The sequence below is a fragment of the Natrialbaceae archaeon AArc-T1-2 genome (assembly GCF_030273315.1).
Taxonomy (GTDB): Archaea; Halobacteriota; Halobacteria; order Halobacteriales; family Natrialbaceae; genus Tc-Br11-E2g1.
In genome coordinates this window covers 867,698-893,361 of record NZ_CP127174.1, presented here as the reverse complement: position 1 = coordinate 893,361, position 25,664 = coordinate 867,698, and the positions used below count along the sequence as shown (strand labels likewise).

Below are 25,664 nucleotides of genomic sequence, written 5' to 3'. Positions count from 1 at the left end.
GTCCGGCACGACTCGCGGCGCTCGCGCTCGTTTTGCTGGGGTAGCCCCGTCGAAAGTCAGCCGACGGCGGCAACCGAGAACACGAGAACGGCGCCGACGAGCGCGCCCGAAAGCGTCGCGAGGAAGTTCACGCCCTGGTTACCGAGTACCGTTCCCTCGAGCGTGGCCCCGAGCAGGCTATCGACGGTCATCCCGACGACGCCGGCGGCGACGATCACGGCCGCACCGACGGCGTCGACCTCGGGGAAGAACGCGAACGAAAGCGCCGCGACGATCGTCGCACCGGCGATGCCGGCGAGTTCGCCCTGCCAGGTGACGCCGCCGTCGGTGCCCGGTTCGACGCGCTCGAAGGTGGTGATGAGCCGTGGTCGGTCGAAGACGCCGCCGATCTCACTCGAGAGGGTGTCGCTCATCGCGGTCGCGACGGAGCCGGCGAACGCGAACAGGAAGACGTCGGCCTCGAGTGCGAGCAAGCCGGCGGTGCTTGCGGCGTAGCCGATGACGGCAGCGAGGGAGACGGCGGCGTTTCCGAGAACGTTCGCGCTGCCGCGAGCGCCGTCGTTCGCTTCGGCGATGCCGCGTGCTTTCTTCTCCTCGTAGCGATACTTCGTCGAAAGGCTGCCGATCGCGAAAAACGAAAGCAAGACGACGAACCAGTCGTAGCCGCCGAAGACGATCGTCAACAGCCCGAGCAAGACGCCCGTGAACATTCCGGCGATCGAGGCGGCCCCGAGCACGTAGGAGACGTACCCGAACGCACCCGTGACGGCCAGGGCGACGACGACCTCGAGCGAGCCGACGGCCGGCTCGAGTTCGATGAGCAACCAGAGTACGAGTCCGACGACGAGCATGATCACGGGGGCGTCATAGAGGATCAACACCTCACGGAGAATCGACGCGAGCAACGCGCCGCTTGCCGCGAGAAAGACGATCGTCGCCGCAGCGGCTCCGACCGCCTCGCCGGCGAGCGCGAGCGCGAGTGCCTGTCCGACGACGGCAGCGAGGCCGCCAGCCAGACAGAACGCCCCGACGGAGACCGATGGGTCGTCGGCCCGTCGTCTGGCGAGCCGTGCGGCGAGGTTCCCGTAGCCGACGAGCATCACGGCCCCGACGAAGGCAGCGATCGTCATCGAAGACATCACCGCGACGACCCCGAGTGCGGTCGCCGCGAGGACGAACGCCATCAGCCCGTAGAGGCGACCGTCCTCGTAGTCGTCCGGGTAGGCGAAGAGGTCGAACAGTGGTCCGTCGGTGACCACGAGTGCTCCCAGCAACACGACGACCGGAATCGGGATCGCGACCGCCGGGCCGAGAAGCGGTACGGCGAGCGAGAGCGTACAGAGCGCTGCAAACGCCCCTGCTCGCCGAACTGCTGATGTCACGATACCGCTTCCTTTCTGCGGGGGTCACTTCAACTCTTCCAACCGGACGCCGTCGGCACGCGAACGTTATCGTTCGGGAACGCCGTACTCGACGTGGACGGTCGGGGTACTCGCGGAGTCGGCTCCCTCGACGCCGTTCCAGTCGACGACGTGGACGTTCGCCAGCTCGCCGGAGAATCGAAAGCGCCACACGCCGACGTCGATCGCCCCTTCTGCCGTGCCACCCGAGACGACGATGGCCTCTTCGAGGGGGGCGTCGCCGACCAGTTCGATGTCGCCGTCGACCGAGATTTCGACGTTCGAGGGAACGCCGCGTCCGACGACAGTGACGAGGTTTGGAAGCTGACTATTCTCCGTTGTACCGGCGTGCTCTCGTGACGCATCGCCTTGCATAGATCGATAACTCGAGCATCCCGTTGTAAGCCTTCCTGTCGACGAATCGGTAGGAACGAGAGAAAGTCCTCGCTCTCGAGACTGGTTGCCGGCCCGATTCCGATCCACACGACGGGTCGGTCGACGAACGCGAAGGCGAACGAAGCGATTCGAGTGGAGGGGAGTTTCAAGGCGGTCGCCTCCGTACGCTTGGACATGTACGACGACGTTCTGGTCGCGACCGACGGCAGCGACGTCGCCGACGCCGCCACGAAACAGGGAACCGCGCTCGCTCGCGGACCGGAGGCGACCGTTCACGTCCTGTCGGTCGCGCCCGACGAGGAGAGTCGAACGCTTTACGAGGAGTTCGCCGCCGCCGTCGCCGACGACGCACGCGAGGCGGGACGCGTCGCCCGGTCGACGGTTCGCGAAGGGAGACCAGCCGGCGAGATCCTCGCATACGCCGACGAACACGACGTCGATCTGATCGTCGTTGGGACACACGGTCGAACGGGTATTCAGCAGGTGCTGGTCGGCAGCGTCGCTCTCGAGGTGGTCCGTGATGCCCGCCGTCCGGTCTGTACCGTGAGTCCGAACGCGACGATCGCCGAGACGGTAGACGACGTCGCGCTCGCGACCGACGGCTGGTCCGGTTCGGCCGCGGCGACGGATCACGCCCTGAGACTAGCCGGTGGCGCCGACGCCCGGCTGCACGCGCTGTATGCCGTCGACGTCGAGTCCGACGTCTCGGACACACTCGCGGCCTTCGAAGAGCACGGAGCGCAGACGACGATGGACGTGGTCGACCAGGCCGCATCGCGCGACATCGAGGCCACGAGACACGTCGAGCAGGGAGCCCCCCACGAGACGATTCTCGCGTACGTCGACGGGGAAGACGTCGACGTGCTCGTGATGGGCACCGAGAGCAAGAGTACGCTCGAGCGACTCGTCGTCGGCAGCGTCTCCCAGCGGGTCGTGCCGAACGCGACCGTCCCCGTCGTCACCGTCCGGACGATCGAGGACGAGTAGCCGTCGTCACCGCCGATCAGTTCCGGAGCGGAGAAACGGCTTTGAGTGCGGCTGTCACACGGTTCCGTATGGTCGCCCAGACCGAACGCGACGGTGCGATCTGGTACGAGTGTGAGACCTGTGGACTGCTGTTCGACGATCGGTCGGATGCAGAAGAACACGAGAAACGATGTGACGAGGACGACTCCGAGCCACCGTACATCCTGTGACTACAGCCGCTCGCGGTGGCTCGCTGCGAGATCGTCGGCCTGCTCGAGGGTGTGGGTTTCCTCCCAGCGAACCCGCTCGCCGTCGCCGTAGGCGAGCGCGCTCTTGAGTTCGTCCCGCAGAACCCCTGAATCGACGGCGAGGACAGTCCCGCTGGCGTCGCCGAGTTCGTAGACACCCGGTCGGTCCGGCGCGCGGGCGACCGTCTCCCGATCGAGGTCGCGCCAGGGTTTAGCAAGCGGCATTACTCGGAGACGAGTTCGTAGCCGTGTTCGCTTATCTCGTCCTCCGCAAAGACGAACACCCGGCCGTCGACGACCTCGAGGTCGGCTTCGACGACGACCGAGTAGCCGTCGGTGCCGACGGTGACGCCGGGAAACAGCTGGGTCTCGTCGTCGCTGTCGAGCATGATCCGGCCGACGCCGGTCGACTCGAGGATGTCGTCGTGGGTGTTGCGGTCGTTGACGTAGGTCATCACGCCCTCGACGCCGTCGGCGTCGGTGACGAGCACGTGGACCTCCTTGCCCGGTGGGGTCTGGACCGCACCCTCGACGGGTTCGGGCACGCCGTGGTAGAACGTCTCACGTCCGTCGAGATACTGGACGGCGACGCCACCCTCCTGGAGTTCGACCGAGAGCGTACTCGGTGCGACGTTGGATCGGGCGCTCATGGACGGACGGTTGTGCGCGCGTCGGGAAAAACGAACCGTTCGTCGAACCGAACTGAACCGAACCCTTACGCCCCGGGGACCGGAGCCATGGTCGCCCCGTAGAACGCGGCGAGGGTCAACACGCCGATCGCAACCGCGAGTATCGGCCAGGTGAACGTGGTCCGCTCGAGCAGGGAGCCAGCGTCAGCGAGCAGTTCGGTCGTCGGCGGCAGGTCGCTCGTTCGCAGGATCGCCAACTCGAGTCCGAGCAGGGTCACCGTCGCCGCCGCAGACATCATACAGAACGGACAGATCTCCCCGATCGGAACCAGCTGCAGCCAGACGAAGTACGACGAGGCGAGCACGCCACTCGCCGTGATCGGCGTCAGGATCTTGACGATGAGCGGATGGCGCGTATCGAGCCACCAGGCCGCCAGCCCGATCGTCGTCAGGTAGTAAAACGCCCCGAGCGTCGCAAGCGGCACCCCGAAGACGTAGGCGTACGAGCTCGTGATGACCTCGATGCTCCCGGAGAGTTCGGCGTCGGACGGGATCTGGGGAATCGCCCAGAAGTGAATCCCGCTCAGGAACGTACTGACCACCCAGCCGAAGACTGCGACGGCCATAAACAGGCCGAACAGCGTCGACGTCCGCGGCGAGTAATGCCAATCGTGATCCGTCACGTTCGCCGGTCTCGTTTTCGTTGCCATATCCAGGTGTTGTTCGCGGAGGCACTAATATATTGTGCTATATCCACAACACCACACACTATACACTTCGTCGCGGGGGAGCAGAACTAAACTCTCGTGCGAAGGGGTTCCGCGAAATCTTTCAGAGTAACACGGATTACCGCTCTCTCGGAAGAGCTGTGTATTGTTTATTATTCACAATACAGTTTCTGGAACGAGATCGGCTGCGCGGATCGCCAGCCGTAAATAGTCCCGTTGAGCAAATGAGGACATGGACGGCCGGGCCGTTGCCCCCGCAGCCGGAACGGTGCTCAACGCGCTCGCTACCGGTACGGGGTCGGCGTTCGCGATCGACCTCGAGACGACCGCCTCTGTCTCGCTCGACACCGGCGGGACCGTCACGGGCGAGATCGCCGAGGAACCCGACGCGGACGCCTCGTTGATCGAACGCTGCGTCGAACTGACACTCGAACGCTACGCCGCCGAGGCAGGCCTCGAGCCGACCGAGGCCGGCGGACACGTCCGCACCGAGACCGAGACCCCGATGGCGTCGGGACTGAAGAGTTCGAGCGCCGCTGCGAACGCGACGGTGCTCGCAACGCTCGAGGCGCTCGGGCTCGCCGACGCGGTCGATCGGGTCGACGCCTGCCGACTCGGCGTGCAGGCGGCCCGCGACGCCGGCGTGACGGTGACGGGCGCGTTCGACGACGCGAGCGCGAGCATGCTCGGGGGCGTGACGGTGACCGACAACACCGGCGACGAGTTACTCGCCCGGGAGGAATTCAACTGCCACGCCCTGGTGTACACGCCGCCGGAACGGGCCTACAGCGCCGACACCGACGTCTCGGCCTGTGAGCGGATCGCCCCGATGGCCGAACTCGTCGCCGAACTCGCACTCGACGGACGCTACGGCGAGGCGATGACCGTCAACGGCTTCGCCTTCGCCGCCGCCCTCGAGTTCCCGACGGGACCGATGATCGACGCCATGCCGGCCGCCGACGGCGTCTCACTGTCGGGCACGGGCCCGAGCTACGTGGCCGTCGGAGATCGGACGGCTCTCGAGGCGGTACAAGAGCGCTGGACGAATCGGGACGGAACCACGCGATTACTTCGAACGCGAACTGACGGGACACACACGATATGACTCGAGATCCGGAACCTGACGACGAAGCGAGTGAGCGAACCCCCGAGCAGATGGAACTCGACGAACTGCGCGAAGAGATCCAGGAGATAGACCGCAACCTCGTCGAACTGATCGCTCGACGGACCTACGTCGCGGACTCGATCGCCCAGGTCAAAGCCGCCGAGGGGCTGCCGACGACCGACGCGAAACAAGAAGAGCGCGTGATGGAACGAGCGGGCGAGAACGCCGCGCAGTTCGGCCTCGAGCCCAACCTGGTGAAAGCCATTTTCCGATTACTCATCGAGCTGAACAAAGTAGAGCAGCGTGAGAACCGGTAGCACGCGATAGAGATATTGTCATTCATCAGCCGGTTCTAGCGGGACTCGTTCCACCTCGATGTCTTCGTAGTCTTTCTCCGATGAGAGCACGTTCTGCGTCCGTGTTTCTGCAGTCGCGGCGTGGAACGCATCGAACGCCGTCATTCCCTCGTCGTAGTAGTTGACGGCCTTCAGAACGATTTGTCGTTCTTCCTCGTCCCGGACAGGGACAAGTTCGAGCAGATTTGCCACGAGTGGGACGTAATCAAACTCGTACCGTTCTCGGGCGAGAAGGAGTTCGAGATAGGAGAAGGCCGACGTTTCTACGTCGTACTCGTCGAGTGCTTCTGCTGCTGATTGCTGCAACCAGTCTGAGTCTTTAGCGAGCGCGAGTAAAAAGTCGGTTTCGACGTAGACCGTCATCTATCGTCCCCTTTCTCGCGGGCCTCTGTTTTCGCTTCTGCTTCGATGTCCGCGCGAATATCGTCAACGGATGCGTCACGTAACTCGCCTGCCGCTTCGCGGACTGCAGCGAGCGGGTCGTCTGCAACCGGAACGAGTTCAATTCTGTCCTCATACGTGACGATGTGGTACTTCTCTCCGTATTTTTCTCGTACGTCTTTGGGGATGTACAACCTCCCCTGCCCGTCCGTTTCTGCTGACATAGATGTGACTATGGTGCCATAGGAAAAGAATCTTACCACCAGTAGGGATTCGATGGTACAGTCACCAGTGTTCCATCTGTTCGCACATTGGATATTGTCTATCTGAACAAGGTCGAGCAGCGGGAGAACCGGTAGTGAACTACCCCACCCTGCTCGCGCTGACGCGCTCGCTGAGGGTGGGGCTTCCTGCTTCCAAGACGCGCTTTGCAGGAACCGAGGTGGTTCCCGTAGGGAGCGCAGTCTCCACAGGCGTACCTTCGGAGTGTCCCACTCCTAGTGTCTCGACGGGGTAGTTCCGTGGGACAGCGCACGCTTCTTGTCGCGTTCTAACGCTGTCCGTGACTGGGAACTTCGCAAGGAGCGAGCCGTTCAACGTGGAACGGCGAGCGAGTCGAAGTCCACAGGTCGGAACGCCCATCTTACACTCTGGTTGGGCGTTTTCCGGTAAAATGCTGGTCCCGTCACAAACTCGTCTAGAGTTCGCCTCTGGTAGCGTCAACTGACACCTCCAATGTCATGGCTGTTTTGGCTGAACGCTCGAGCAGTTCGTCGGCGAACGCCGCGAACTGCTCGGAATCGGCATATCTCACGAGATTGAGCCAGAGGAGCGATTCTAAGCCGGACTCTGTCCATCTCATCCACTGGTTTTTACACCGCTTCGAGATTTCGCCCATGGCTCGTTCAACCACGTTCGATGTCCACAGAACCTCTTGTCCCTCGAGTGCGAGTTCGGCGAATGTGACGGTTGCTTGTGCCCATTTTCGGAGGTACGCCGCTGCTTTTGGAGAGTCCTGTTGCTCTAAGCGCCACGCCTCCTTCGTGAGGTTCTCGAGCGTTTGGTCGATCCGCTCGCGGATCGCCAAACGCTCATTCCTCGATGCATGGAGCGCAACCGAGTTTTTCAGATGGAACAAGTCGTTTGTGACGTCTGAGGCGATCGCTTTCCGCGTTTCGAGCGAAAAGGTACCGTCCTTCCACAGCTTGTATCCAAGCGTTCGACCGACATGAACGAGATCGAGCTGATGAGATCGATAGCTGGTCTCGAAGGCGTCGACGAGGGATTCCTCGGCGTCACTGACGACCGTCGCGTCGTCAGTGATCGCCTCGTTCTCTTCGAGATCTTCTGCTGTATCGTCCCACGGTTCGTTGACATTGACGTCTAAGAGCGTGGTTTCCGCGTTGTCTTCGGTGATCTGTCCGAGAGTGACGTTGACGTCGTGGTACGTGCAGTGATCGTCCTGGCTATGACACTTCGTTCCGTCAGGAACGACAGTGTCTGCATTCGTCCCAGGAAGCCGATCACGAACGAAGTCACCGAGTTTGCTGCCGTACTCACGGACTCGGCGGTTGATCGTGGTTCTCGAAGGCATCGGAGTGAAGCCGTCGCCGTGGGCAACGGCATCACGAAAGCTGAGCGACGTAGCGAGTTCGGTACTCTGGAGCGAAATATCCTCTTGATAGATGCGCTGCCCGTCGAATTTGATGAGATCTTCGAGAGGGCGGAAGTAGGTAGGATCGTCACCGGTGGCAGCGGTGTCTTTGACGTGATGAAGGGAAAATTCGTGCTCTCCTGCGGTTGTCACAGCTGTTCGTGTTGTGGTTCCGGCGCGCTGGAAACGGCGATCGCCGTTTCCGCGCGCGTGTTTCTCCCCACAGTACGCCTCGACGAGGCGCTCGTCGAGGCTTTTGACAAGCTCCTCGAGGATCGTCGCCTCGAGGTGAAGCTCTGTGAGAGATTCAGCGAGAGTGGCAAGCGGTAGCGTTTTGTCTAAGTCGATGCTAACCGTGACTTGCGCGTCGATTGTGGCGTGCATGGGTCACTTCGGGGTAGGTACCAGAGGTGACCCTGTTTCCACAGGAGTCAGTTACGACTCTAGACGAGTTTGGGACACGACCAAAATGCTTGCGTGGGCCTGTGAGACAGTCACCGGAACGTGCAAGAACAGGAGAAGACGGCGCTGTATCCCCGCCCTACTGCGCTGCTTATCCGCTTACGCGGACTGCGCTGCTCGTTGAGGGCGGGGCTTAGCGCCTGCATTCAGCTAATTTCACGTATCTACTACTGTTTCTCCTCACCACTAACGTCTGCGTTCGGACGCCGAAACATCTACAGTAACACACAAGTAAAGTGCGTATCGTGAATTCCGTCTTGCGGTCACTTTTCACAAAGACGAATACCGAATGGTCGTTGCTCGAATCAAACGTCGCGGAGGCGCGTATACCGCTGACGACGACTGAGTAGATGTGCCAGAATTAGGCAAAGTAGACAGGATCTGTAACATCAGTCTGAGACCTGAACAAGGTGGAGCAAAGGGATAGTAGATAGCACTCAGCGGGCCTCTGAGTGCGTGTGCTGCCCGGTCAACGAACAGAAATCTTCCGGTTGCTGTCCAGTTGGTTCAGGCCGAGTGAGTACATTGGAACTGGTGGACATTACACGTGCGTATTGACCGCCAGCGATTCTGGCCATTCTGATAGATGTTCTAAGCGCCGTGCAAGATGTAGGGCGCATATCTCGAAAGGAGAGAAGTCGTCCGCTACTGCTATCTATCCACGATGACGACGTATGATTCCATTGGGGAGATAATTCCTTCGTCGTCAACGTACGCGTCTAATGCATTCTCAACGTCCCGGACGAGTTCGTTTCGCACCGCTTGCTCAACAGCAGCGATTGGTTCGGCTAACGGCGAGCTAGCCGCCTCTCGGCGAATGAACTCCGCGACCGACGGATACCGCACTGAACCGATTTCGATGGTGACTGAAGCGTCGTCGAACCCTGCGTCGCCAGTGAGTGTTCGCAAGTAACCCATGTCCCAGTCGGGAAACGGAGAGCGCATCATTGCTCCAGCCTCGTCACCGATGTGTCGCTTTAAGGCGTCGGCTAGCACCACGTACGCAGGCTGATAGTCGAGCGGTCGCCAAACGCTCATTGCTACACGCCCGCCCGGTGAGAGAACTCGCCGTATCTCCCCGACTGCCGCGCCAGGATCGTCGAAGAACTGGAGGGCTTGTTGACAGCAGACGACGTCGAACTCTTCGTTGGAGAACGGGAGGTCGGTCGCGTCGCCCTGTCGCCACTCGATCGACGGCTGGATCTCGGCAGCGGTTTCCTCCGCCACTGCGAGCATCCCTTCGTTGATGTCGAGTCCGACGACGGATCCACTCGTACCGACCCAAGATGCGGCGCGACGCGCCACGATGCCAGTCCCGCAGGCAACGTCCAGGACTCGATCTCCCTCGTGTATCTCGCCGGCCTCGATCAGCCGATCCGTCCACGGCGCGAAAATCGCCTGTACGAGATACTGTTCGTAGGCCTCGGAAGCACTCTGTTCGACCTGCCAGCCGGCCGATTGACGTGTTTGGTCGTTCATGACATCTTACCACGAATACGGGTACACCGCGGACGAAAGTATAAATGCTCAGTGAAATATTTCACACCGTGAAACCATCATTCTCGAGAACAATCCGAGTTGGAGTACGTCGATTATCAGATCGATTCTATCGAGAGTAGCTCAGTTGCGTCGTCGAGTGGTCGGGCCTCATCACGGAACTGTTCGTAGTACGACTCCGCCCACGTATGTACCTCGTCGCTTCCGGTATCGATGAGCGATTGCAACGTTCCTGTGTCCGTATCATAACAACAGATGCTGACCCGGTCATCGAAGAGGCAAATACCACACCGGTCGTCAAGCGGAAGGTCATCATGCAGCATAACGGTGTAGTTGGCGCGTGTCGTCGTCTCCAAGACTGTTTCTTCGTCCCACGAGACAAGTTCCTCGAAAACGACGGGTGGGTAGATGTATTCACACTTCAGGCCAGCTCGAACGTGGTCGAAAAACGGCTCCAGATTTCCCGACTTGAGCAGTGCCATGCCGAATCCACGCATCGTTCTGGTCGCTGTGATGAGTTCCGTGAGACGCTCGATCGGTTTGTAGGGATATCCAGGCCCCGGCCGGGAGACAACCACGTCGGTGAATAACTCGATACTGAATCCGTCGACTTCGTGTGGTAGCCAGGACCAGATCTCACGGAGTTGCCGTTGATACTCCATCGCCTCCGTGAATTCCTCGAACTGGTCGGCCACGAAATCACCAAGCCAGGTCAGCTGATACGTCCTCCCGTCTCGTTCGATCCAGTGGCGGTTCTGGAAGTCGGTGAGGATTCGGCCCATGGTCGGAGAAGATGCTCCTGTTGCGGTACGGAGTTCGTCCCGATCACACGGACCTCTGGTCAGTGCGTCAAGCACCCCCACGCGATGGGACGAACTGACGAGGAACTTGATGTCGTCAAGGGTTGCATCCATAACTATAGTAAGGGTTAACACACAATAATCGTACAGCCCGGGACCTCGTTGAGAGGTCTTACTGTGCATATCCAACCCCTTCCCGGGAAGGACCCCCAGTTCCTATTTTGATGGAGATTCTGCTGTGTCAGCAGATCTACCATCGGTTGGTTCACTTGCTTCCGAATGAAACAAACGACGCCGTCTTGCTGACTATACGCTCTGTATGCAGCAGGCAGAGTTTGACAGCTATCAGAGAGCTCGATCACCGTTCCGGCAATTGCTTGCCCTATACTGATCGCAACGCATACGTCAGTCTAGTCCGAGACTCAGTTTCAACGCCTCGTCCACCGCCTCCATCGTTTCTGTGTCGAGGCTTCCAAGCACCGAGTGAATCCGTTTTTCGATGGAGACGACACGTATCTGGTCGAGACGGACCGAGGAATCTTTCTCGAACGGTGACTCCGCCGCTTCAACGAGGACCTCGAACGGATAGCCTCGATACGTTCCCGTCGCAGGTGCGACAATAGTTGTACTGGCATTTTTGTTCCCAACGTCGTTCTGGACGACTACTGCGGGGCGAGTTTTCTTCATCTCGTGCCCTTCAGCAGGGTAAAGCCGAACGATAACGACGTCGCCACGACGGATTTTCGACCCTTCGCTCATTTATCCAGTCCGCTCCACACCTCGTCCGACGCGTCGTCCCACTCTTCCGAAAGTTCTTCCGCACTCTCAGAAGCCTCGCGGTACGCAGCAGCCAGTTCGTCCTCGTCTGGGTGGTCAGATTCTACTTCGACGACAGCGACCGTTACACGCTTGTTCGCATACTCTGTCCCAAGATAGATTCGGCCTCGGTCGTCAGTCTCGTTGGTCTGGAGGTCTCGCGCATCTACTTTCGTCATGTTTCCAATTAGATTCTACTACTGAATAAGCCTTGCCCACTATTACCCACGACAGATATTTTCCGTGACTCGTACCATGGGTTTCATCTCCCTGAACAAGGTCGAGCAGCGCGAGAATCGGTAGTTATCGATGACCGAGAGACGCTCGAGCACGAGTGAACGCCGCGAGTATGTCGAACGCAAACCGCAAGCGGCGAGTACGGGATCGGGTAAGAACTTCCTGGACGGTCCACTAGTACCGTTCCAAGCGTCGACTGATGAGTGAAACCGGTCAACCGCACTCGGTTTCACCCATCAGTTCAGGCTTTGAACGCCACTAGTCGTCGCCGGGTTCCGGTTCGGCGACGTCCCGGTCGCCGCGTGCGGTTCGGATCCCCTCGTATCCTTTCTTGACAAGCGCCAGCCCGAGGCCGATCAACACGATCGCGAGGACGATCTGTACGACCGACGAGATCAGCGCCTCGGTCGTTTCGGCTCCGCCGAGGGCGATGTTCTGGTAGAGGTTCTCGTAGAACGCGAGCCAGGCGAGTCCCAGGACGGTGATGACCACCATGATAGCCATCGGGACGCCGGTGCTGACGAGCTGTTTGGACTCGTCCCAGTTTGCGAGCCAGACGGTCGCAGTGAGCAATGCGAGCGCGGCGAGTAGCTGGTTCGCACCGCCGAAAAGCGCCCACAGCGTCACCCACTCGCCGGAGACGACGAGCAGGTAGGCGGGAATGATCTGGACGACGGGGTTGGTGTACCGGCCCCGACCGATCGAACCGAGGGTCTCGCGGAAGCCACCGCCGATGTCCTCGAAGCCGGTCGCCGTCCGGCCGGCCGGCGTACCGACGACTTCTTCCATCATGTACCGACCGAGTCGGACGGCCGTGTCCATCGACGTGAGCAGGAAGCTCACGAGCACGAGCGCCATAAAGACGGCGCCGACCGCCTCGGGGATAAAGAGGGCCGTCAGGATGATCCCACCGCCGTCAGCGAAGTTCGGCAAGGCCGCACCGATTCCACCTGCGGGGTCGGCAAAGCCCCACACCGCAAGCGTCGACAGTGCAACGGCCGCGAGCAGCCCCTCGCCGAGCATGCCGCCGTAGCCGATGAGTCGAGCGTCGGTCTCTTTGTTCAGCTGTTTCGCCGTCGTCCCCGAGGAAACCAGCGAGTGGAATCCGCTGATCGTCCCGCAGGCGATCGTCAGAAACAGGATCGGAAACAGCGGGACGAGCCCGGCAGCCTCGGTGCCCCAGAAGCCTTCGAATGCGCCGATTGTCGGATCGATAACGAGCGGCTCCGTGGAGGTAGCAAAAAGGGTGCCGACGATGATCGCGATGATCGCGCCACCGACGCCGGTGTACAGCAGGAACGACGACAGATAGTCACGCGGTTGCAACAGCACCCATACCGGAAGCGCACTGGCGATCGCGCCGTAGATCATGATGATCGGAACCCACGCAGCCGTGTTGGCGTAGCCGAGCCCGACGAGCAACTCGGTGCCGGGGAGCCACGCTCCGTCGCCGAGCCCGAGCAGGTCTGCGAGCACGATCGTTCCCTCGGGATAGGTCGTCTCGGGACCCGCAGGAAACAGCGCGAACGGGAACTGGATCCCGACCCAGACGCCGGCGAAGACGCCCGCGACGAAGATGATCGTCCCCACGATAAAGGGTCCGTTCAGCTGATAGAGGTACACGCCGAATACGAACGCGAGTGCGATGTAGACGAACGAGGCGGTCGTCACCTGCGGGAACGCGTTGAAGACGATACCCACGACGAGTGCGAACACCGCCACGATCAGGATGATCGTCAGAAACGCAAACCAAAGCAGCATGTCCTTCCCCTGTTCACCCACGTACTGACCGATGATGTATCCGATTGACTTCCCCTCGTGACGCAGCGAGCCCGACAGCGAGACGAAGTCGTGAACTGCGCCCATCAGCGGGTTCCCGATCGCGACCCACAACAGTGCGGGAACCCAGCCCCAGATCGCACCGGCCGTGATCGGACCGATGATCGGCGCACCGCCGGCAATGCTCGAGAAGTGATGCCCGAGTAACACCGGCTTCTTCGATGGTACGTACTCCTGGCCGTCCTCGTACTTGTGTGCTGGAGTCTCCGCCTCCGCGTCGAGCTCGACGAACTGCGTGAGGTATCGTGAGTACCCGACGTACCCGACGGAAAACGTCACCAGCACGGCAAGTACGATCCATATTACTGCCGTCATTGTTAACTCATAACACCATCGACGTCTGGTTGACTTGCACGCATATAGCAATAAAAGTTCGGTAGCCACTGGCGATTGTTTTCACGATCGACTTATTCATCCGAGCGAATGTGTGCGATCCTAACTCTCTTCTCGTCATCGCGGGCCATCGGCGTACCGCGGTAGTAATTGCGATCGACAGGGAACAGCCGAGCTCCGGTGATCGCGGTGTATCGGTTACGACGAGACGAACGTCGGCGACTCCGCGTCCGTTTCGATCTCGAGGTCGGCGGCAACGTCCGCGAGCAGCTCACCGCGAATCTCCTCGGGGCGGGACTCGATCGTCGCGAGCAACGGCGGTTCGAACTCCGTGCGAACCCGCTCGAGGCGGTCCCGTTCGGTCCGGACCCGCTCGCGGAGATAGTGGATACCGCGGCCGTCCTCGCCGGAGTCGGGCTCGGGAGTGAGTTTGTTGGCGACCAGTCCCCGGACGTCGAGGTCGCGGTCGGCCATCTCCTCGATCGTGCGTGCGGTCTCCTCGAGCGAGAGCTGGTCGGGATTCAACACGAGCACGAACGCGGCGTCGTTTCGCAGGGCTCCGCCGGCGAACTCGAAGAACTCCTTGCGCTCTTCGAGCCGGTTCAAGACGGGATCGCCCTCCATCACGCGACGGGGTTCTCTTTTTCCGATCGCAGCCTTCTCGAAGAGGTCGATGCTCTGGCGACGCTTGTACGCCAGTCGTTCGATCCAGCCCTCGAGAAACGACGGCAGACCGAGCAAGCGAAGCGTCGCTCCGGTCGGTGCGGTGTCGAAGACGACTCGGTCGTAGGCGTCTGCGTTTCGCATCACGTCGACGAACCGATCGAACAGCGCGGCCTCGTAGGCCCCCGGCGTCTGGTGGGCCATCTCGAGCTGGCGGTTGATCTCGTTGACCATCGCCGCCGACACCTGCTCGGAAAGCTGGCTGCGGATCTCCTCGAGGTGGGCGGTCACTTCCGCGTCGGGGTCGATCTCGAGCGCGGAGAGGCCCGCGATCCCCCCAACGGGTTCGGGGACGTCGCCGAAGGACTGGTCGAACACGTCCGAGACCGAGTGTGCCGGATCCGTAGAGACGACGAGCGTCTCGAGGCCCGCGTCGGCACACTTGCGGGCGTACGCACAGGAGACGGTCGTCTTGCCGACGCCGCCTTTCCCGCCGAAGAAGACGAACGGCTCCATCAGAAGTGATACTGCTGGCCCTTGCGCTCGATGTAGCTGTCGCGGTCCCAGAGTCTGCGCTCCCAGGCCTCGAACTCGTCTTCGAGGTAGGGGAGCAACTCGGCGGTGTAGTACGAGACCGGCGAAGGAACGCCGAAGGCGTCGGGGAAGCAGGCCAGCATGAACGCGTCTTCGGCGTCTTCGGCTTCCTTCTCGATCTTCTCGTAGGCCGGGTGGGAGACCATCCCGTGGTAGAGTCCACGGAGCCACTCCTCGAGTGTCACGCGGTAGGCCGCGATGCGATCGGCCACTGTCATCGCTCGAGAGGAGGCGCGGGCGACAGTAAAAGCTGTCGTGGCCTCGAGCGGGACGTTCAAAAGCCACAGGCGTCTTTGTTCTGTATGAGCGACCGGATCCCGGTGACGATCCTCTCGGGCGGGCTCGGAGCCGGAAAGACGACGCTTCTGAACCACCTGCTCCGGACCGCCGACGACCGCGAGATCGCCGTCTTAGTCAACGATATGGGAGCGGTCAACGTCGACGCCGAGTTGATCGCCGACGGCTCCGAACTCGACCCCGACGGCGGGGTCACCGAACTCTCGAACGGCTGTATCTGCTGTGAACTCCAGGACGACCTCGAGACGGCCGTCGTCCGGCTCGCACGCGAGCGGTCGTTTGACGTCCTCGTCGTGGAGTCGTCGGGTATCTCCGAGCCGGCGCCCGTCGCCCGGCTGTTCACGACCGAGTCACGGGTCGCCGCACGCTACCGCGTCGACGCGCTGGTGACGGTCCTCGACACCCGGCAGTTCCTCGACGCCTTCGCCGGATCGGGGGGTCCCGAACGTCGGGGAACCGAGGGCGACCGGCCGCTGTCGGATCTGCTCGTCGAACAGGTCGAGGTTTCGAACGTCGTCCTGCTGAACAAGGCCGATCGCTGTACGTCCGACGAACTCGACGACGCCGAGGAACTCGTCGGGACGCTCCAGCCCGACGCCGAGACGATCCGGACGGAGTTTTCCGTCGTCGATCCCGACCGGCTGCTCGAGGTCGAGCTGTTCGACGCGAGTGCGATCGACGGGCTGGCGGGCTGGAAGCGAGCGCTCGAGGACGAGCACCACGACCACCGCCACCCCGACGAGGTATACGGCGTCTCCTCGTTCACGTTCCGCCGTCGCCGCCCGTTTCATCCCGACCGGATCGCCACGACGCTCCGTGACCTGCCCGACGGCGTCGTCCGCTCGAAAGGAACGCTCTGGATCGCCGGTAACGAGTTTCGACAGTCCGTAAGCCAGGCCGGCCCGTCGGTGCGGGTCACTGCACAGGGTCCGTGGATCGCAAGCCTTCCCGACGTCGAACGCGAGATGTACCGCTCGAACCGGCCCGACCTCGAGTGGCACGACGACTACGGCGACCGCCGGACGGCGTTCGTCGTGATCGGCACCGACGTCGACGAGACGGCGATCCGGACGGCGCTCGAGGACGCCCTCGTCACCGACACGGAGTGGGAACGGATCGGGGACGGACGAAAGGGAGAGAGTACCGATCCGTTTTCGACGGCGGCTGGCGAGACGGTCGTGCTCCGATCGCCGTAGTCGTGGTCGACGACGGACGACGGAGTCAGAACGGGTCGTGTCGTCCCCGTCACAGAAGCGGGATCGTCAGCCCCACGAGCACGGCCCCGAGTGCGGCACCGCCGTACAGCAGCCGGAGAAAGCGACTCTCGACGGCGATCTCGCCGGCCGCCTCCGGCGTCGCCAGCCAGACGAGCTGGTAGTACGCTCCCGCGGCCACCACGAGCGAGACGGCCACGGAGACGGCAAGCGACGTCGACACCGAGAGTCCGTAGGAGATGCCGTACACCGGGCCAAACGAGATCGACAGCATGGTCACGAGGGCGGCGACGACGACGAACGGGACCGGATCGACCGGGGTGCCGTTTCGGTTTCGCGGCCGGTGCATACCGCCTGCTTCACCCCCAACGGACAAAGAGCTAAGTGGTGAACGACCCCGTTCACAGTATGAGCAGGGACGGCGACGGCGGTTTCTCCGAGGGACTTGAATCCTCTCGTGGCGATCCGCGGGTCGTGCTCGCGTTGAACGCCCTCCTCTCGACGGCGTTCGCGTGGACGGTCGTCTGGGGGCTCGACCTCCTCGGCGTGATGACGTTTTCGCTGGTCAACGTCGCGACGGGTGCGCTCTTGTTGTTCGTGGTGACGTACGTCGTCACGCGACCGTAGTGCGCAGCGATCGGTTGCGACAGTAAAGCGAGGTTTCGCCCGTGGAACGGCCCAGCCGGCTGCGGGCAGACTCGCCGCTGCGTCCGTTCTGGAACCGGCCGAACCGAGCCGAAAACGGTCGTAACGGTCGTGGCGCTTTATCCGAGGGTTCGTCGTTAGTCCAACACCCACGCCCGGAGAGTGGTGATCTCGAATGCATCAGGAACACCAGGATCGACGGCTGCGACGGTACGGAAAACAGCAGTCGGCGTACGGTCAGGGAACGCCGGCACGGTCACGGCCACAGCAGGACCAGCCGATGGACGACCAGCAACAGCGCCCAGCCCAGGCGGCCCCACAGTTCGAGGACCATCTCACGAACGAGCTACGCATCGCTCTCGAGGATTTCAACGAGGTGACCCACGTCGCCGAGTGGTGTGCGAAAGAGTGTGCCTACGGCGGTCCACAGCTCGCAGAGTGTACACGAGTCTGTGAGGACATCGCCGAGATCGCAGCACTCAACGAGAAGTTGATCGCCCGCGACTCGATGTTCGGACCCGACCTGGCCGAGGCGTTCGTCCACGTTGCGAGGGAGGCACTGCCCGAAATAGAACGTCACCAGCAACGACACCCCCACGTCACGGAGACGATCTCGGCGATCACCCGTACGATCGACTCCTGTGAGACGTTGCTCCGGATGGGCGAGAGACGACAGGGCGGCCGACAGTCGGAGGGGGGGCAGCGTCCACAGCCGACGGACAGCCGATCGGAGCAGCTCTACTAACCACTCGAGGCGATCCAGCAACGAAGTTTATACCGTCCGGGCACATATCGGTGCACTAATCGAATGGAAGAGAGCATCTCGGGATTCAAGATCCGTGGCGACTGGGGAGACGTCGTCGAACACGGCGAACGGGTCACGCACGCGCTCCGGGACGAAGGCGTCCACGATCCCGACGCGGACTACGGAGCCCGGTTCGCCCGCGCCTTCGAGGAGTGGGACGACTGGCGACCGAAGTCCCACGAGACCCTCGAGGAAGACGTCAGCGAGAAGACCGCCGAACAGGCACACGTCGAGGAAGGAAAAGGCGAGAAAGCCGGTAAAGAGCCCGACGAAGACATCAAAACCGCCGGCGAGAAACTCTCGGAGTCGTACGAAGCACTCGAGGAGGAAGATACCGAGAGCGCAGTCGACACCTGGAAGGAGTCGGTCGATTACGTCGCACGCGCTGCCGACACGGCTAGCCGGAGGGCGCTCCGTCGCGTCGAGGACACGGTCTACGAACGCGTGATGACTCAACTCGCGCCGTACTACTTCGACAACGAACTCGTCAGCGCCAACATCCAACAGTCCGGCGGGGACGACCGCGAGATATTCGTCTTCGAGGTCAACGTCAACGATGACGAGCTCAAAGACACCGTCTCCGATCGGCTGACCGAGTACGAAGACGAGATCGATCGCTGGCACATCGAGGTCGAGAAAGACACCGAGGCAGCCGAGGCCGTCGAGGGTGCCGAGCCGCCGCCCGAACCCGACGACGACTCACAGTCGATGACGAACTGATCCCGGTACGCCGACAGGTCGCCACACTTATCAGGGCAGCCAGCAGAACGCCGGTAGATGGTCGACGTCGCGACGCTGGGAACCTTCGCCGTGGCCGCGATTGCGAGTCTCTTCATGGCGTGGTCGATCGGAGCAGGATCGTCCGGATCGACGCCGTTTGCGCCGGCGGTCGGCGCGAACGCGATCTCGGTGATGCGAGCGGGGTTCATCGTCGGTATTCTCGGGTTTGCAGGAGCAGTGTTACAGGGTGCGAACGTCTCCGAGGCAGTCGGAGCCGAACTCATCGGCGGCGTGACGCTGTCGCCGGTTGCGGCGACGATCGGACTGACGATCGCCGCGATCCTCGTGGCGTTCGGGGTCTTCACCGGCTACCCGATCGCGACGGCGTTTACCGTCACGGGCGCGGTGATCGGCGTCGGGTTGGCGATGGGCGGCGACCCGGCGTGGGCGAAGTACACCGAAATCGCCGCGTTGTGGATACTGACGCCGTTTATCGGTGGTGGTATCGCCTACGCCATCGCCCGAACGCTACGGGTAGAGCCGCTCCCGGAACAGTTCCTGATCCTCGCCCTCGCGGCGATCGTCGGCGCGCTCGTCGCGAACATCGAGTTTGCAGTGCTCGGACCGCCGGACGCCGGTGCCTCGATCGCACTCGAGCTTGCGGGTTGGCTCCCCGTCTCACAGCTTCCTGGCGTCGTCGCCGTCACCGTGACGATTGCGGCGCTTTGGGCGCTTGCACTCTGGTTCGACCTCCGTGGCGGCATCGAACGGGCCGAGCGACACTTCCTGCTCGTTCTCGGCGGGCTCGTGGCGTTCTCCGCGGGCGGCAGCCAGGTCGGGCTCGCGATCGGACCGTTGTTGCCGCTGTCGGGCGACGTCGGCCTCCCCATGATCGCCTTGCTCGTCGGTGGCGGCTTCGGTCTGCTCGTCGGCTCCTGGACCGGTGCACCGCGAATGATCAAAGCGATCTCGCAAGATTACTCCTCGCTCGGTCCTCGACGGTCGATCGCCGCACTCATTCCCTCGTTTATCATCGCTCAGACGGCCGTTCTCTTCGGCATCCCCGTCTCGTTCAACGAGATCATCGTTAGCTCGATCATCGGAAGCGGCTACGCCGCCGATACGGGAGGCGGTGTCAGCGCGAGCAAGATGGGCTACACCGTCCTCGCGTGGGTACTTTCGCTCGCCCTCTCGCTCGGGGTCGGCTACGCGGGGTACGCAACTGTAAGCGCGATCTTGTGACGGACCGGAGACCGAACGTGCTTTACCGGATCGTCGTCGACGTATATCCATGAACGACTCTCGAACGGTTCAGTGGCGACGTGACGCCTCGAACTTTCGGACCGTTCGTATCCTGTGGGCGCTCGGTTCCGGGACCTTCGTCGCCGCGATCAGCCTCATGATCTACGGACGATTCTTCGCGCTGACCGGCGAAACCGGCGGACAGTCCGTCGTCATCGCCGCCCTCGCCGCCATCGCGGGTGTAATTCTCGTCTTCGCGGCCATCAACCGCACCGAGGGTCGTCTCGAGGCCGTCCTCGAGGCGATACCTGGCGTCTCGGTCGGCGACGGACGACTCCAGCGCGTACTCGACACCGCGGTCGGCGCGGTCGTGATGGGTGCCGTGATCTACGGGTTGGCGTTCGGACTCGGCCCCGGTGTCGGCTTCTTCGTGGCAGCGCTTACGATCCCGATCGCGCTCTTTTTGCTCGTGGGATCATCGTTTCTCCAGTCCGTCGGGTCACTCGATCCCGACGAGAAGCGACTCTACCTCTACGAGCCGGAGCAGTCGGTCGACCTGGACGACGTCGAGGACGTCTCGGTACGGCGAATCGGGGAGACGGCGATCGTGAAACTCAGGTACGCCCAGCCCGACGGCCAGTACGTGAAAGGCCCCCGACGGCTCGTCGTGCCGCCGGCAGTCGCCCGCGAGTTGCAGGCGATCGTTCGCTCGCGGTGATCGTCGTACGGGTCGGCGATACGCGGCCGGACGTCGGTATCGGTGCCACACTCGTATCTGGCGACCGTTCACGGTAGCTGCTAACGGCTACTCTTCGACGACTTTGTCGCCTTCCGTCGTGGCCGGGGATTCCTCGAGTTTCGTCAGTCGCGCTTTCATGATCCGGGTGTTCTCGACGTCTTCGACCGTGATCCGAACGCCGTCGAAGGTGATCTCCTCGCCCTCCTCGACGAGTCGGCCCGCACGGTTGAAGATGAAGCCGGCGATCGTCTCGAACTCCTCGCCTTCCGGCAACTCGACCTCGAGTGCCTCGTTGACGTCCTCGATGTTGACCTCGCCACGGACCAAGACGGTCCGGTCGTCGATCTCCTCGATAGGCTCTTCCTCGCCGCCCTCTAGGATCTCGCCGACGATCTCCTCGATCATATCCTCCATCGTGACGATCCCCTCGGTGGTGCCGAACTCGTCGATGACGATCGCCATGTGCATCCGGTTTTCCCGCATCTCGGAGAGCAGTTCGTCGACGTTTTTCGACTCGGGGACGTGCAGCGTCGGGTGGATGAGGTCTTCGAGCTCGAGGTCGTCGCCCTCGCCGTAGTTGAGATCGCGCACGAGGTCTCGAATGTGGACGACGCCCTGGATGCTGTCGAGACTCCCCTCGTAGACGGGCAGGCGGGCGTGGCCGCTTTGAATACAGGTCTCGATGGCCTCGTCGATGTCGGCATCTTTCGGCACCGCGGTCACGTCGAGCCGGGGCGTCATCACCTCCTTGACGATGGTGTTGTTGAACCGAAAGATCCGCGTGAGCATCTCGTGTTCTTCCTCCGCCAGGACCCCCTCGCGCTCGCCGGACTCGATCATCTCCTGAATCTCGTCGCGGGTGACGTAGGGCGTCTCGATCGCCCCCGTCGATCCCGTGAGCTTGTTCACCTGCCGGGTGAGGTAATCGAAGAGGACGATGAGCGGATACAGCAGGTACTCGGTGATGCGAAGCGGCTTCGCGATCCGGAGCGCCCACGACTCGGTGTTCTCGACGGCGTAGGACTTCGGTGCGCTCTCACCGAACAGCAACACGATCGCGGTGATCCCGAACGTCGCGAGGATGACACCGATCAGTCCGCCGAAGTAAATCGACAGAAGCGCCGTCGCGATCGACGACATCGCGATGTTGACGATGTTGTTTCCGACGAGGATCGTCACGAGCAGCCGGTGTGGGTCGTCTTTGAGCTCTTTGACGAGTTCGGCACCTGTAACCCCGTCCTCGACCATCCCCTCGATGCGGTGTTTCGGCAGCGAGAACATCGCGATCTCCGACGAGGAGAAAAAGCCGGAGAGAAAGATGAGCACGGCGACAGCTACCACGCCCGTAATCGTCACCGCAGACCGGCTGACGTCGACGCCCAGCCAGGGAACGTCGTACGTCGCCAGTACCAACTCGCCGAGTAGAGCCGACACCATTGAGTACGTGGGCGTTGTCACCGGTGCGATTAACCTTTTCCGCTTTTTTTGACCCAGGATACCGACATCGGCATGCGCAGTCGGTCGTGCCGTCGCCGGCGACACGCTTACCACGCCAGTTTCCGAACACGCGTACATGGCCGAGACGACAGATCCGCCGATTACGTTCTACCGGCTCCAGGGCTGTCCGTTCTGTGAGCGCATCACCCGCCTGTTGCAGGCGTACGACCTGTCCTACCGCTCGCGGTTCGTCGAACCGCTGCACTCGCGACGCGACGTCGTCAAACGCGTCGCCGGCGTCCGGACCGTCCCCGTCATCGTCGACGAGCGAACCGGGGTTACGATGGCCGAAAGCGAGAACATCGCCGACTACCTCGAGACGACCTACGGCGGCGACGGGGACCCAAGCGCCGACGCGGCCGTCGCCGACGGCGGTGAGTGCCGATGATGGAGTTCGACGTCGTCGATCTGGCTCCCACATCCCATCCCGAGCCCGGCGACGAGGCACCCGACTTCACCCGGCCGCTGGTCACCCCGGAGTACTGGGAGGACCGCTCGCTGTCCGAGCTTACGGACGACGGTCGCGTGATCCTCGTGTTCACGCCGATGAACCGCACCTTCCTCGCGACCCACACCTGGGAGGAGCTGAAAGAGCGGGGCTGGGACGACCGGGAGGCGACCGTCGTCGGCGTCTCTATCTCGACGCCGTACGCACACAAACGACTCATCGACGAGTACGACCTCCCGTTTCCGATCTTCTCTGACCCGGCCAACGAGGTCGCCGAGACCTACGGGGTCGGTCACGACCTCGACGGGATGACCGGCATCTCCGAGCCTCGACTCGCCGTCTTCGTCCTCGAGTCGGACAGGACCATCTCCCACGCCTGGGTGGCCGACGAGTGGCCCGAGTTCCCCGACTACGACGAGATCGAAGACGCCCTCGCGTCGGCGTGAGCCGGGACGCTTTTGCTCGCGACGGCCCGACTTCGCGTCGATGAACGACCTCGAGCGTGCAACGGAGGCGATCCAGGCCGGCGAACTCGTCGTCTACCCGACGGAGACGGTCTACGGTCTCGGTGCCGACGCCACCGACTCCGACGCCGTCGACCGTGTCTTCGCGGCGAAAGGCCGCGATCGATCGAACCCGGTCTCGCTCGCGGTCCCCTCGGTACCGTCGGCACTCGAGTACGTCCGCGCGAGCGACCGTGAACGTCGGTTCATGGCGGCGTTTCTCCCCGGCCCCGTGACGGTGCTCTGTCGACGCCGCGAGGCGGTTCCGACGGAACTGGTCGCCGGCCGCGACCGCGTCGGCGTCCGGGTTCCGGACCACCAGGGCGCGCTGCGCTTTCTCGAGCGAGCCGGGACCGCGGTGACGGCGACGAGCGCGAACGTCAGCGGGCGAGACAGCGCTCGTCGCGTCGAGGAACTCGATCCGGAGATCGTCGAGGCGGCGGCGGTCGTCCTCGACGGGGGCGAGACCGAGGGGACCGAGAGTACCGTCGTCGACGTCTCGAGCGGAAAGATTCACCGACGAGGTGCGTTAGCCGAGGAGATCGAAACCTGGCTCGCTACGAGCTGATACGGGACGTGGATCGAACTGTCCGTCTTCGCTGAACGAGGTTTATCTCTACTGACAACGTAGTGACGGCTGGACATGGGCGTCAACTGGAGAGCTGTTCTGACCGGATTCGTCGTGAGCCTCGTGGCAGGGTCTATCAGCGGCCCCGTCTCCGTCGGGTCAGGAATCTCGATCGTGGTGCTGTACTGGGGCGGAATCGGGCTGATCGGTGGTCTCACTGCCGGATACCTCGCTGGCGGAGCAGCGAGTTCCGGTGCGGTCCACGGCGGTATCGCGACCGCCTTCGGATCGCTAGTCCTGGTGACCATTGTGACGGTTACGACCCTGCTATTTTCGGGGCTCGTCGCATCGTTCGGTGTACTCGTCCTTGGGGCCCTCCTGCTTGCGTTGTACGCCATCCCCGGCGCGCTGGGTGGCGTGATCGGCTCGTGGGCAAGACACCGTCGGACCGCGAAAGCGACGGCCGGCACGCGAGCGTAAGACCGACTCGAGGTGTTGTATGTCAGGTCGGATTCGTTCGAACCGGTACGTAACGCCACCGAACTCCCCGTTGCTTCGCCGGACCTTTCTCCTTCTGTGGGCCGTCGATACGATCACTGCCGTGTTCTTGATTCTGGTCCCGTACGCGGTCGAACTCAACCCTGTCACCGTGTTTTTCTACACGTTGTTCGGAATACCCGGAATCGTGCTCGCTGCCTGTTGCTACGTTGCTCTCGTTATCATCGTCGGAAACTTCCTTCCCAATCCATCGGACGTGGTGTTCGTCGCAGCGCTAGTCGCACTGTACGTTCTTTTTGTTTTCAACAATGTCATACTTCTCCTGTTCGAGTGGGCCCCTTTCGGACTCGATACCGGTACCTGGCGTCCACCGTGACGTCCAAGAATCGGCACGTTCTCGTCGAAACTCGACTCGCAGAACCCGACGCGCGACCACTACGCCATCGAGTTATCGGCCGCCACGCAACAGTTTGACGATGCCCTGTGCCGCCATCCCGAGCATCGTCCACTTCCAGGCGAGGGCCGCGACGCCGAGCAACGCGGCCGCTCGAACGGTGTTGTTCCGGTCGAACGCCCGTTTCGCCTCGAGCAACACCGACAGTACGGTTACCGATCGAGTCGCCCGCGAACCGAGAAGTCGTTGGAGTGCCATACCCGCTCTATCGGGGCCGGCGGGGTAACGGCTGGCCCGGAGCGCGCAAGCCCCGGTGTCACCCGTCCCGGTCGACCGGCGATTCGCAGCCGGATCCGGGGTCGACGGTCCGAACGAACTCGTAGACACGCTTGCGCTCTCGTCCAGGGGCGATCTCGAGGTCGGCGTCGAGCGTATCGAGGTCACCATCTTCGAGCGGGAGCGTCCCGCCGGCCATCCCGTAGGCCTCGTCGGTCGGCCAGACGGCGACGTGGGTCTCGGCGGCGATCGCGTCCGCGCTCGCCCGATCGGTGTCGGTTCGGGACGCGGTCTCGAGGACGTACCGCTTCCCGGTCGTCCCGTCGGCACGTTCGAACCGCGTCGCTTCGCGTTCGTCCTCGACGACGAGTCCCGCCGACGCGACCGTCTCGAGGAACTGGCGTTTCGCCCGTGGTGCAGCCATCTCGAGGACCGCCGCAGGCGCGATGCCGATCGACGGCAGCGACGGGGAAAGCACCAACTCGACTGCGAACAGCGACCGAGCCGGAAGTCGATCGTCCGCGGCTCGTCCGATCGCGGGCGCAGCGTCGGCGGTCGGTCCGTGTTCGAAAAGCGTCGTTTCGGCGGTGCTCGAGACGAATCCGAGTTTGCGCTGGCTGGTGCGGGTACCCGCAACCCGCCAGACGTCACGAAACGGCTCCGGAAGCGGGGTTGCCATCGGTCGTATATCGGTAGTGAGACGCCTTCGAACTG

The 25,664-nt window shown here is 62.5% G+C and carries 34 protein-coding genes and 2 pseudogenes; 16 read left to right on the top strand and 20 right to left on the bottom strand.

Going from position 1 to position 25,664, the window contains the following annotated elements; genetic code table 11:
- Positions 1-56: 56 nt before the first annotated feature.
- Both QQ977_RS04520 and QQ977_RS04515 read right to left on the bottom strand, forming a co-directional pair.
- Positions 57-1,382, bottom strand: coding sequence for a DUF92 domain-containing protein (locus tag QQ977_RS04520; protein ID WP_285927785.1), 1,326 nt, complete (start codon positions 1,380-1,382; stop codon positions 57-59).
- A 66-nt stretch (positions 1,383-1,448) separates the two neighbouring features.
- A complete protein-coding gene (locus tag QQ977_RS04515; RefSeq protein ID WP_285927784.1) occupies positions 1,449-1,775 on the bottom strand; it encodes a hypothetical protein in 327 nt (108 codons plus the stop codon).
- A gap of 195 nt (positions 1,776-1,970) precedes the next feature.
- On the opposite strand from QQ977_RS04515, the gene QQ977_RS04510 reads away from it, so the two are divergent.
- Together QQ977_RS04510 and QQ977_RS04505 are read left to right on the top strand one after the other, a co-directional pair.
- A complete protein-coding gene (locus QQ977_RS04510) occupies positions 1,971-2,783 on the top strand; it encodes a universal stress protein (protein WP_285927783.1) in 813 nt (270 codons plus the stop codon).
- 68 nt (positions 2,784-2,851) lie between these two features.
- Positions 2,852-2,992, top strand: a complete 141-nt coding sequence (locus tag QQ977_RS04505; protein ID WP_285927781.1) for a DUF7128 family protein — start codon at positions 2,852-2,854, stop codon at positions 2,990-2,992.
- On the opposite strand, the gene QQ977_RS04500 is transcribed toward QQ977_RS04505, so the two are convergent.
- From QQ977_RS04500 to QQ977_RS04490, 3 genes are all read right to left on the bottom strand, one after another.
- A complete protein-coding gene (locus QQ977_RS04500) occupies positions 2,993-3,235 on the bottom strand; it encodes a DUF7508 domain-containing protein (RefSeq protein ID WP_285927780.1) in 243 nt (80 codons plus the stop codon).
- A complete protein-coding gene (locus QQ977_RS04495) occupies positions 3,235-3,660 on the bottom strand; it encodes a DUF5796 family protein (protein WP_285927779.1) in 426 nt (141 codons plus the stop codon). The genes QQ977_RS04500 and QQ977_RS04495 overlap by 1 nt, the downstream gene beginning before the upstream one ends.
- 65 nt (positions 3,661-3,725) lie before the next feature.
- Positions 3,726-4,349: a vitamin K epoxide reductase family protein gene (locus QQ977_RS04490; RefSeq protein ID WP_285927778.1), complete on the bottom strand. Its 624-nt coding sequence runs from the start codon at positions 4,347-4,349 to the stop codon at positions 3,726-3,728.
- A gap of 250 nt (positions 4,350-4,599) precedes the next feature.
- Between QQ977_RS04490 and QQ977_RS04485 the strand changes: the two genes are divergently transcribed.
- Together QQ977_RS04485 and QQ977_RS04480 are read left to right on the top strand one after the other, a co-directional pair.
- Positions 4,600-5,472: a shikimate kinase gene (locus tag QQ977_RS04485; protein WP_285927777.1), complete on the top strand. Its 873-nt coding sequence runs from the start codon at positions 4,600-4,602 to the stop codon at positions 5,470-5,472.
- Positions 5,469-5,789 (top strand): chorismate mutase, encoded by a 321-nt coding sequence (locus tag QQ977_RS04480; RefSeq protein WP_285927776.1) that lies wholly within the window; start codon positions 5,469-5,471, stop codon positions 5,787-5,789. The genes QQ977_RS04485 and QQ977_RS04480 overlap by 4 nt, the downstream gene beginning before the upstream one ends.
- Before the next feature lie 18 nt (positions 5,790-5,807).
- Here the strand turns inward: QQ977_RS04480 and QQ977_RS04475 are convergent, their stop codons facing one another.
- The 4 genes and pseudogenes from QQ977_RS04475 to QQ977_RS04460 form a co-directional block, all read right to left on the bottom strand.
- Positions 5,808-6,191: a PIN domain-containing protein gene (locus tag QQ977_RS04475; protein ID WP_285927775.1), complete on the bottom strand. Its 384-nt coding sequence runs from the start codon at positions 6,189-6,191 to the stop codon at positions 5,808-5,810.
- Positions 6,188-6,433: an AbrB/MazE/SpoVT family DNA-binding domain-containing protein gene (locus QQ977_RS04470; protein WP_285927773.1), complete on the bottom strand. Its 246-nt coding sequence runs from the start codon at positions 6,431-6,433 to the stop codon at positions 6,188-6,190. The genes QQ977_RS04475 and QQ977_RS04470 overlap by 4 nt, the downstream gene beginning before the upstream one ends.
- A 139-nt stretch (positions 6,434-6,572) precedes the next feature.
- A pseudogene (locus QQ977_RS04465) lies at positions 6,573-6,710 on the bottom strand (RNA-guided endonuclease TnpB family protein); the annotation flags it as partial.
- Between the two features lie 196 nt (positions 6,711-6,906).
- Positions 6,907-8,247: an ISH6 family transposase gene (locus QQ977_RS04460; RefSeq protein ID WP_285926620.1), complete on the bottom strand. Its 1,341-nt coding sequence runs from the start codon at positions 8,245-8,247 to the stop codon at positions 6,907-6,909.
- 325 nt (positions 8,248-8,572) lie between these two features.
- Between QQ977_RS04460 and QQ977_RS17260 the strand changes: the two are divergent.
- A pseudogene (locus QQ977_RS17260) lies at positions 8,573-8,671 on the top strand (type II toxin-antitoxin system RelE family toxin); the annotation flags it as partial.
- 305 nt (positions 8,672-8,976) lie between these two features.
- Here QQ977_RS17260 and QQ977_RS04455 read toward each other — a convergent pair.
- The 7 genes from QQ977_RS04455 to QQ977_RS04425 all read right to left on the bottom strand — a co-directional run bounded on the left by QQ977_RS04455 (position 8,977) and on the right by QQ977_RS04425 (position 15,322).
- On the bottom strand, positions 8,977-9,804 hold the full coding sequence (locus QQ977_RS04455; protein ID WP_285927772.1) for a class I SAM-dependent methyltransferase: 828 nt from the start codon (positions 9,802-9,804) through the stop codon (positions 8,977-8,979).
- Between the two features lie 116 nt (positions 9,805-9,920).
- Positions 9,921-10,736: a helix-turn-helix transcriptional regulator gene (locus QQ977_RS04450; RefSeq protein WP_285927770.1), complete on the bottom strand. Its 816-nt coding sequence runs from the start codon at positions 10,734-10,736 to the stop codon at positions 9,921-9,923.
- 291 nt (positions 10,737-11,027) lie between these two features.
- Complete coding sequence (locus QQ977_RS04445; protein ID WP_285927768.1) at positions 11,028-11,381, bottom strand: type II toxin-antitoxin system PemK/MazF family toxin; 354 nt, start codon at positions 11,379-11,381, stop codon at positions 11,028-11,030.
- On the bottom strand, positions 11,378-11,617 hold the full coding sequence (locus QQ977_RS04440) for a hypothetical protein (protein ID WP_285927767.1): 240 nt from the start codon (positions 11,615-11,617) through the stop codon (positions 11,378-11,380). The genes QQ977_RS04445 and QQ977_RS04440 overlap by 4 nt, the downstream gene beginning before the upstream one ends.
- A gap of 316 nt (positions 11,618-11,933) precedes the next feature.
- On the bottom strand, positions 11,934-13,829 hold the full coding sequence (locus tag QQ977_RS04435) for a carbon starvation CstA family protein (protein WP_285927766.1): 1,896 nt from the start codon (positions 13,827-13,829) through the stop codon (positions 11,934-11,936).
- A gap of 216 nt (positions 13,830-14,045) precedes the next feature.
- Positions 14,046-15,026, bottom strand: coding sequence for an ArsA family ATPase (locus QQ977_RS04430; RefSeq protein WP_285927765.1), 981 nt, complete (start codon positions 15,024-15,026; stop codon positions 14,046-14,048).
- On the bottom strand, positions 15,026-15,322 hold the full coding sequence (locus QQ977_RS04425; RefSeq protein WP_285927764.1) for a hypothetical protein: 297 nt from the start codon (positions 15,320-15,322) through the stop codon (positions 15,026-15,028). Before QQ977_RS04425 ends, QQ977_RS04430 begins: the two co-directional genes overlap by 1 nt.
- Before the next feature lie 84 nt (positions 15,323-15,406).
- Between QQ977_RS04425 and QQ977_RS04420 the strand changes: the two genes are divergently transcribed.
- A complete protein-coding gene (locus QQ977_RS04420) occupies positions 15,407-16,597 on the top strand; it encodes a CobW family GTP-binding protein (protein ID WP_285927763.1) in 1,191 nt (396 codons plus the stop codon).
- A gap of 49 nt (positions 16,598-16,646) precedes the next feature.
- On the opposite strand, the gene QQ977_RS04415 is transcribed toward QQ977_RS04420, so the two are convergent.
- The gene (locus tag QQ977_RS04415) at positions 16,647-16,964 is read right to left on the bottom strand and encodes a hypothetical protein (protein ID WP_285927762.1); all 318 of its coding nucleotides are present in this window, start codon (positions 16,962-16,964) and stop codon (positions 16,647-16,649) included.
- 59 nt (positions 16,965-17,023) lie between these two features.
- On the opposite strand from QQ977_RS04415, the gene QQ977_RS04410 reads away from it, so the two are divergent.
- From QQ977_RS04410 to QQ977_RS04390, 5 genes are all read left to right on the top strand, one after another.
- Positions 17,024-17,242, top strand: a complete 219-nt coding sequence (locus QQ977_RS04410) for a hypothetical protein (protein WP_285927761.1) — start codon at positions 17,024-17,026, stop codon at positions 17,240-17,242.
- A 193-nt stretch (positions 17,243-17,435) separates the two neighbouring features.
- Positions 17,436-18,005, top strand: coding sequence for a hypothetical protein (locus tag QQ977_RS04405; RefSeq protein ID WP_430540843.1), 570 nt, complete (start codon positions 17,436-17,438; stop codon positions 18,003-18,005).
- Positions 18,006-18,068: 63 nt separating this feature from the next.
- On the top strand, positions 18,069-18,785 hold the full coding sequence (locus QQ977_RS04400; protein WP_285927760.1) for a DUF5828 family protein: 717 nt from the start codon (positions 18,069-18,071) through the stop codon (positions 18,783-18,785).
- Between the two features lie 57 nt (positions 18,786-18,842).
- Positions 18,843-20,027, top strand: a complete 1,185-nt coding sequence (locus tag QQ977_RS04395) for an inorganic phosphate transporter (protein ID WP_285927759.1) — start codon at positions 18,843-18,845, stop codon at positions 20,025-20,027.
- Positions 20,028-20,076: 49 nt separating this feature from the next.
- The gene (locus tag QQ977_RS04390) at positions 20,077-20,745 is read left to right on the top strand and encodes a hypothetical protein (protein WP_285927758.1); all 669 of its coding nucleotides are present in this window, start codon (positions 20,077-20,079) and stop codon (positions 20,743-20,745) included.
- An 87-nt stretch (positions 20,746-20,832) separates the two neighbouring features.
- On the opposite strand, the gene QQ977_RS04385 is transcribed toward QQ977_RS04390, so the two are convergent.
- Complete coding sequence (locus tag QQ977_RS04385) at positions 20,833-22,203, bottom strand: hemolysin family protein (protein WP_285927756.1); 1,371 nt, start codon at positions 22,201-22,203, stop codon at positions 20,833-20,835.
- A 136-nt stretch (positions 22,204-22,339) separates the two neighbouring features.
- Here QQ977_RS04385 and QQ977_RS04380 point away from each other — a divergent pair, with 136 nt between their 5' ends.
- The 5 genes from QQ977_RS04380 (at position 22,340) to QQ977_RS04360 (ending at position 24,656) form a co-directional block, all read left to right on the top strand.
- Positions 22,340-22,651, top strand: coding sequence for a glutaredoxin family protein (locus QQ977_RS04380; RefSeq protein ID WP_285927755.1), 312 nt, complete (start codon positions 22,340-22,342; stop codon positions 22,649-22,651).
- A complete protein-coding gene (locus tag QQ977_RS04375) occupies positions 22,648-23,157 on the top strand; it encodes a redoxin domain-containing protein (RefSeq protein WP_285927754.1) in 510 nt (169 codons plus the stop codon). Before QQ977_RS04380 ends, QQ977_RS04375 begins: the two co-directional genes overlap by 4 nt.
- A 40-nt stretch (positions 23,158-23,197) precedes the next feature.
- Positions 23,198-23,782: an L-threonylcarbamoyladenylate synthase gene (locus tag QQ977_RS04370; RefSeq protein ID WP_285927753.1), complete on the top strand. Its 585-nt coding sequence runs from the start codon at positions 23,198-23,200 to the stop codon at positions 23,780-23,782.
- Positions 23,783-23,857: 75 nt separating this feature from the next.
- The gene (locus QQ977_RS04365) at positions 23,858-24,262 is read left to right on the top strand and encodes a DUF5518 domain-containing protein (RefSeq protein WP_285927752.1); all 405 of its coding nucleotides are present in this window, start codon (positions 23,858-23,860) and stop codon (positions 24,260-24,262) included.
- Positions 24,263-24,281: 19 nt separating this feature from the next.
- The gene (locus QQ977_RS04360; RefSeq protein WP_285927751.1) at positions 24,282-24,656 is read left to right on the top strand and encodes a hypothetical protein; all 375 of its coding nucleotides are present in this window, start codon (positions 24,282-24,284) and stop codon (positions 24,654-24,656) included.
- A 72-nt stretch (positions 24,657-24,728) separates the two neighbouring features.
- Here the strand turns inward: QQ977_RS04360 and QQ977_RS04355 are convergent, their stop codons facing one another.
- Complete coding sequence (locus QQ977_RS04355) at positions 24,729-24,932, bottom strand: hypothetical protein (protein ID WP_285927750.1); 204 nt, start codon at positions 24,930-24,932, stop codon at positions 24,729-24,731.
- Between the two features lie 58 nt (positions 24,933-24,990).
- Positions 24,991-25,629: a hypothetical protein gene (locus QQ977_RS04350; protein ID WP_285927748.1), complete on the bottom strand. Its 639-nt coding sequence runs from the start codon at positions 25,627-25,629 to the stop codon at positions 24,991-24,993.
- Between the last annotated feature and the right edge of the window lie 35 nt (positions 25,630-25,664).

Coding starts and splice junctions, on each gene's coding strand:
- QQ977_RS04455 (WP_285927772.1), bottom strand. CDS start 9,804: ATGAACGACCAAACACGTCAATCGGCCGGCTGGCAGGTCGAACAGAGT.
- QQ977_RS04365 (WP_285927752.1), top strand. CDS start 23,858: ATGGGCGTCAACTGGAGAGCTGTTCTGACCGGATTCGTCGTGAGCCTC.
- QQ977_RS04370 (WP_285927753.1), top strand. CDS start 23,198: ATGAACGACCTCGAGCGTGCAACGGAGGCGATCCAGGCCGGCGAACTC.
- QQ977_RS04395 (WP_285927759.1), top strand. CDS start 18,843: ATGGTCGACGTCGCGACGCTGGGAACCTTCGCCGTGGCCGCGATTGCG.
- QQ977_RS04425 (WP_285927764.1), bottom strand. CDS start 15,322: ATGACAGTGGCCGATCGCATCGCGGCCTACCGCGTGACACTCGAGGAG.
- QQ977_RS04450 (WP_285927770.1), bottom strand. CDS start 10,736: ATGGATGCAACCCTTGACGACATCAAGTTCCTCGTCAGTTCGTCCCAT.
- QQ977_RS04495 (WP_285927779.1), bottom strand. CDS start 3,660: ATGAGCGCCCGATCCAACGTCGCACCGAGTACGCTCTCGGTCGAACTC.
- QQ977_RS04500 (WP_285927780.1), bottom strand. CDS start 3,235: ATGCCGCTTGCTAAACCCTGGCGCGACCTCGATCGGGAGACGGTCGCC.
- QQ977_RS04420 (WP_285927763.1), top strand. CDS start 15,407: ATGAGCGACCGGATCCCGGTGACGATCCTCTCGGGCGGGCTCGGAGCC.
- QQ977_RS04460 (WP_285926620.1), bottom strand. CDS start 8,247: ATGCACGCCACAATCGACGCGCAAGTCACGGTTAGCATCGACTTAGAC.
- QQ977_RS04435 (WP_285927766.1), bottom strand. CDS start 13,829: ATGACGGCAGTAATATGGATCGTACTTGCCGTGCTGGTGACGTTTTCC.
- QQ977_RS04480 (WP_285927776.1), top strand. CDS start 5,469: ATGACTCGAGATCCGGAACCTGACGACGAAGCGAGTGAGCGAACCCCC.
- QQ977_RS04390 (WP_285927758.1), top strand. CDS start 20,077: ATGAACGACTCTCGAACGGTTCAGTGGCGACGTGACGCCTCGAACTTT.
- QQ977_RS04360 (WP_285927751.1), top strand. CDS start 24,282: ATGTCAGGTCGGATTCGTTCGAACCGGTACGTAACGCCACCGAACTCC.
- QQ977_RS04490 (WP_285927778.1), bottom strand. CDS start 4,349: ATGGCAACGAAAACGAGACCGGCGAACGTGACGGATCACGATTGGCAT.
- QQ977_RS04415 (WP_285927762.1), bottom strand. CDS start 16,964: ATGCACCGGCCGCGAAACCGAAACGGCACCCCGGTCGATCCGGTCCCG.
- QQ977_RS04375 (WP_285927754.1), top strand. CDS start 22,648: ATGATGGAGTTCGACGTCGTCGATCTGGCTCCCACATCCCATCCCGAG.
- QQ977_RS04350 (WP_285927748.1), bottom strand. CDS start 25,629: ATGGCAACCCCGCTTCCGGAGCCGTTTCGTGACGTCTGGCGGGTTGCG.
- QQ977_RS04505 (WP_285927781.1), top strand. CDS start 2,852: ATGGTCGCCCAGACCGAACGCGACGGTGCGATCTGGTACGAGTGTGAG.
- QQ977_RS04515 (WP_285927784.1), bottom strand. CDS start 1,775: ATGCAAGGCGATGCGTCACGAGAGCACGCCGGTACAACGGAGAATAGT.
- QQ977_RS04470 (WP_285927773.1), bottom strand. CDS start 6,433: ATGTCAGCAGAAACGGACGGGCAGGGGAGGTTGTACATCCCCAAAGAC.
- QQ977_RS04440 (WP_285927767.1), bottom strand. CDS start 11,617: ATGACGAAAGTAGATGCGCGAGACCTCCAGACCAACGAGACTGACGAC.
- QQ977_RS04410 (WP_285927761.1), top strand. CDS start 17,024: ATGAGCAGGGACGGCGACGGCGGTTTCTCCGAGGGACTTGAATCCTCT.
- QQ977_RS04355 (WP_285927750.1), bottom strand. CDS start 24,932: ATGGCACTCCAACGACTTCTCGGTTCGCGGGCGACTCGATCGGTAACC.
- QQ977_RS04445 (WP_285927768.1), bottom strand. CDS start 11,381: ATGAGCGAAGGGTCGAAAATCCGTCGTGGCGACGTCGTTATCGTTCGG.
- QQ977_RS04510 (WP_285927783.1), top strand. CDS start 1,971: ATGTACGACGACGTTCTGGTCGCGACCGACGGCAGCGACGTCGCCGAC.
- QQ977_RS04485 (WP_285927777.1), top strand. CDS start 4,600: ATGGACGGCCGGGCCGTTGCCCCCGCAGCCGGAACGGTGCTCAACGCG.
- QQ977_RS04385 (WP_285927756.1), bottom strand. CDS start 22,203: ATGGTGTCGGCTCTACTCGGCGAGTTGGTACTGGCGACGTACGACGTT.
- QQ977_RS04380 (WP_285927755.1), top strand. CDS start 22,340: ATGGCCGAGACGACAGATCCGCCGATTACGTTCTACCGGCTCCAGGGC.
- QQ977_RS04475 (WP_285927775.1), bottom strand. CDS start 6,191: ATGACGGTCTACGTCGAAACCGACTTTTTACTCGCGCTCGCTAAAGAC.
- QQ977_RS04430 (WP_285927765.1), bottom strand. CDS start 15,026: ATGGAGCCGTTCGTCTTCTTCGGCGGGAAAGGCGGCGTCGGCAAGACG.
- QQ977_RS04400 (WP_285927760.1), top strand. CDS start 18,069: ATGGAAGAGAGCATCTCGGGATTCAAGATCCGTGGCGACTGGGGAGAC.
- QQ977_RS04405 (WP_430540843.1), top strand. CDS start 17,436: ATGCATCAGGAACACCAGGATCGACGGCTGCGACGGTACGGAAAACAG.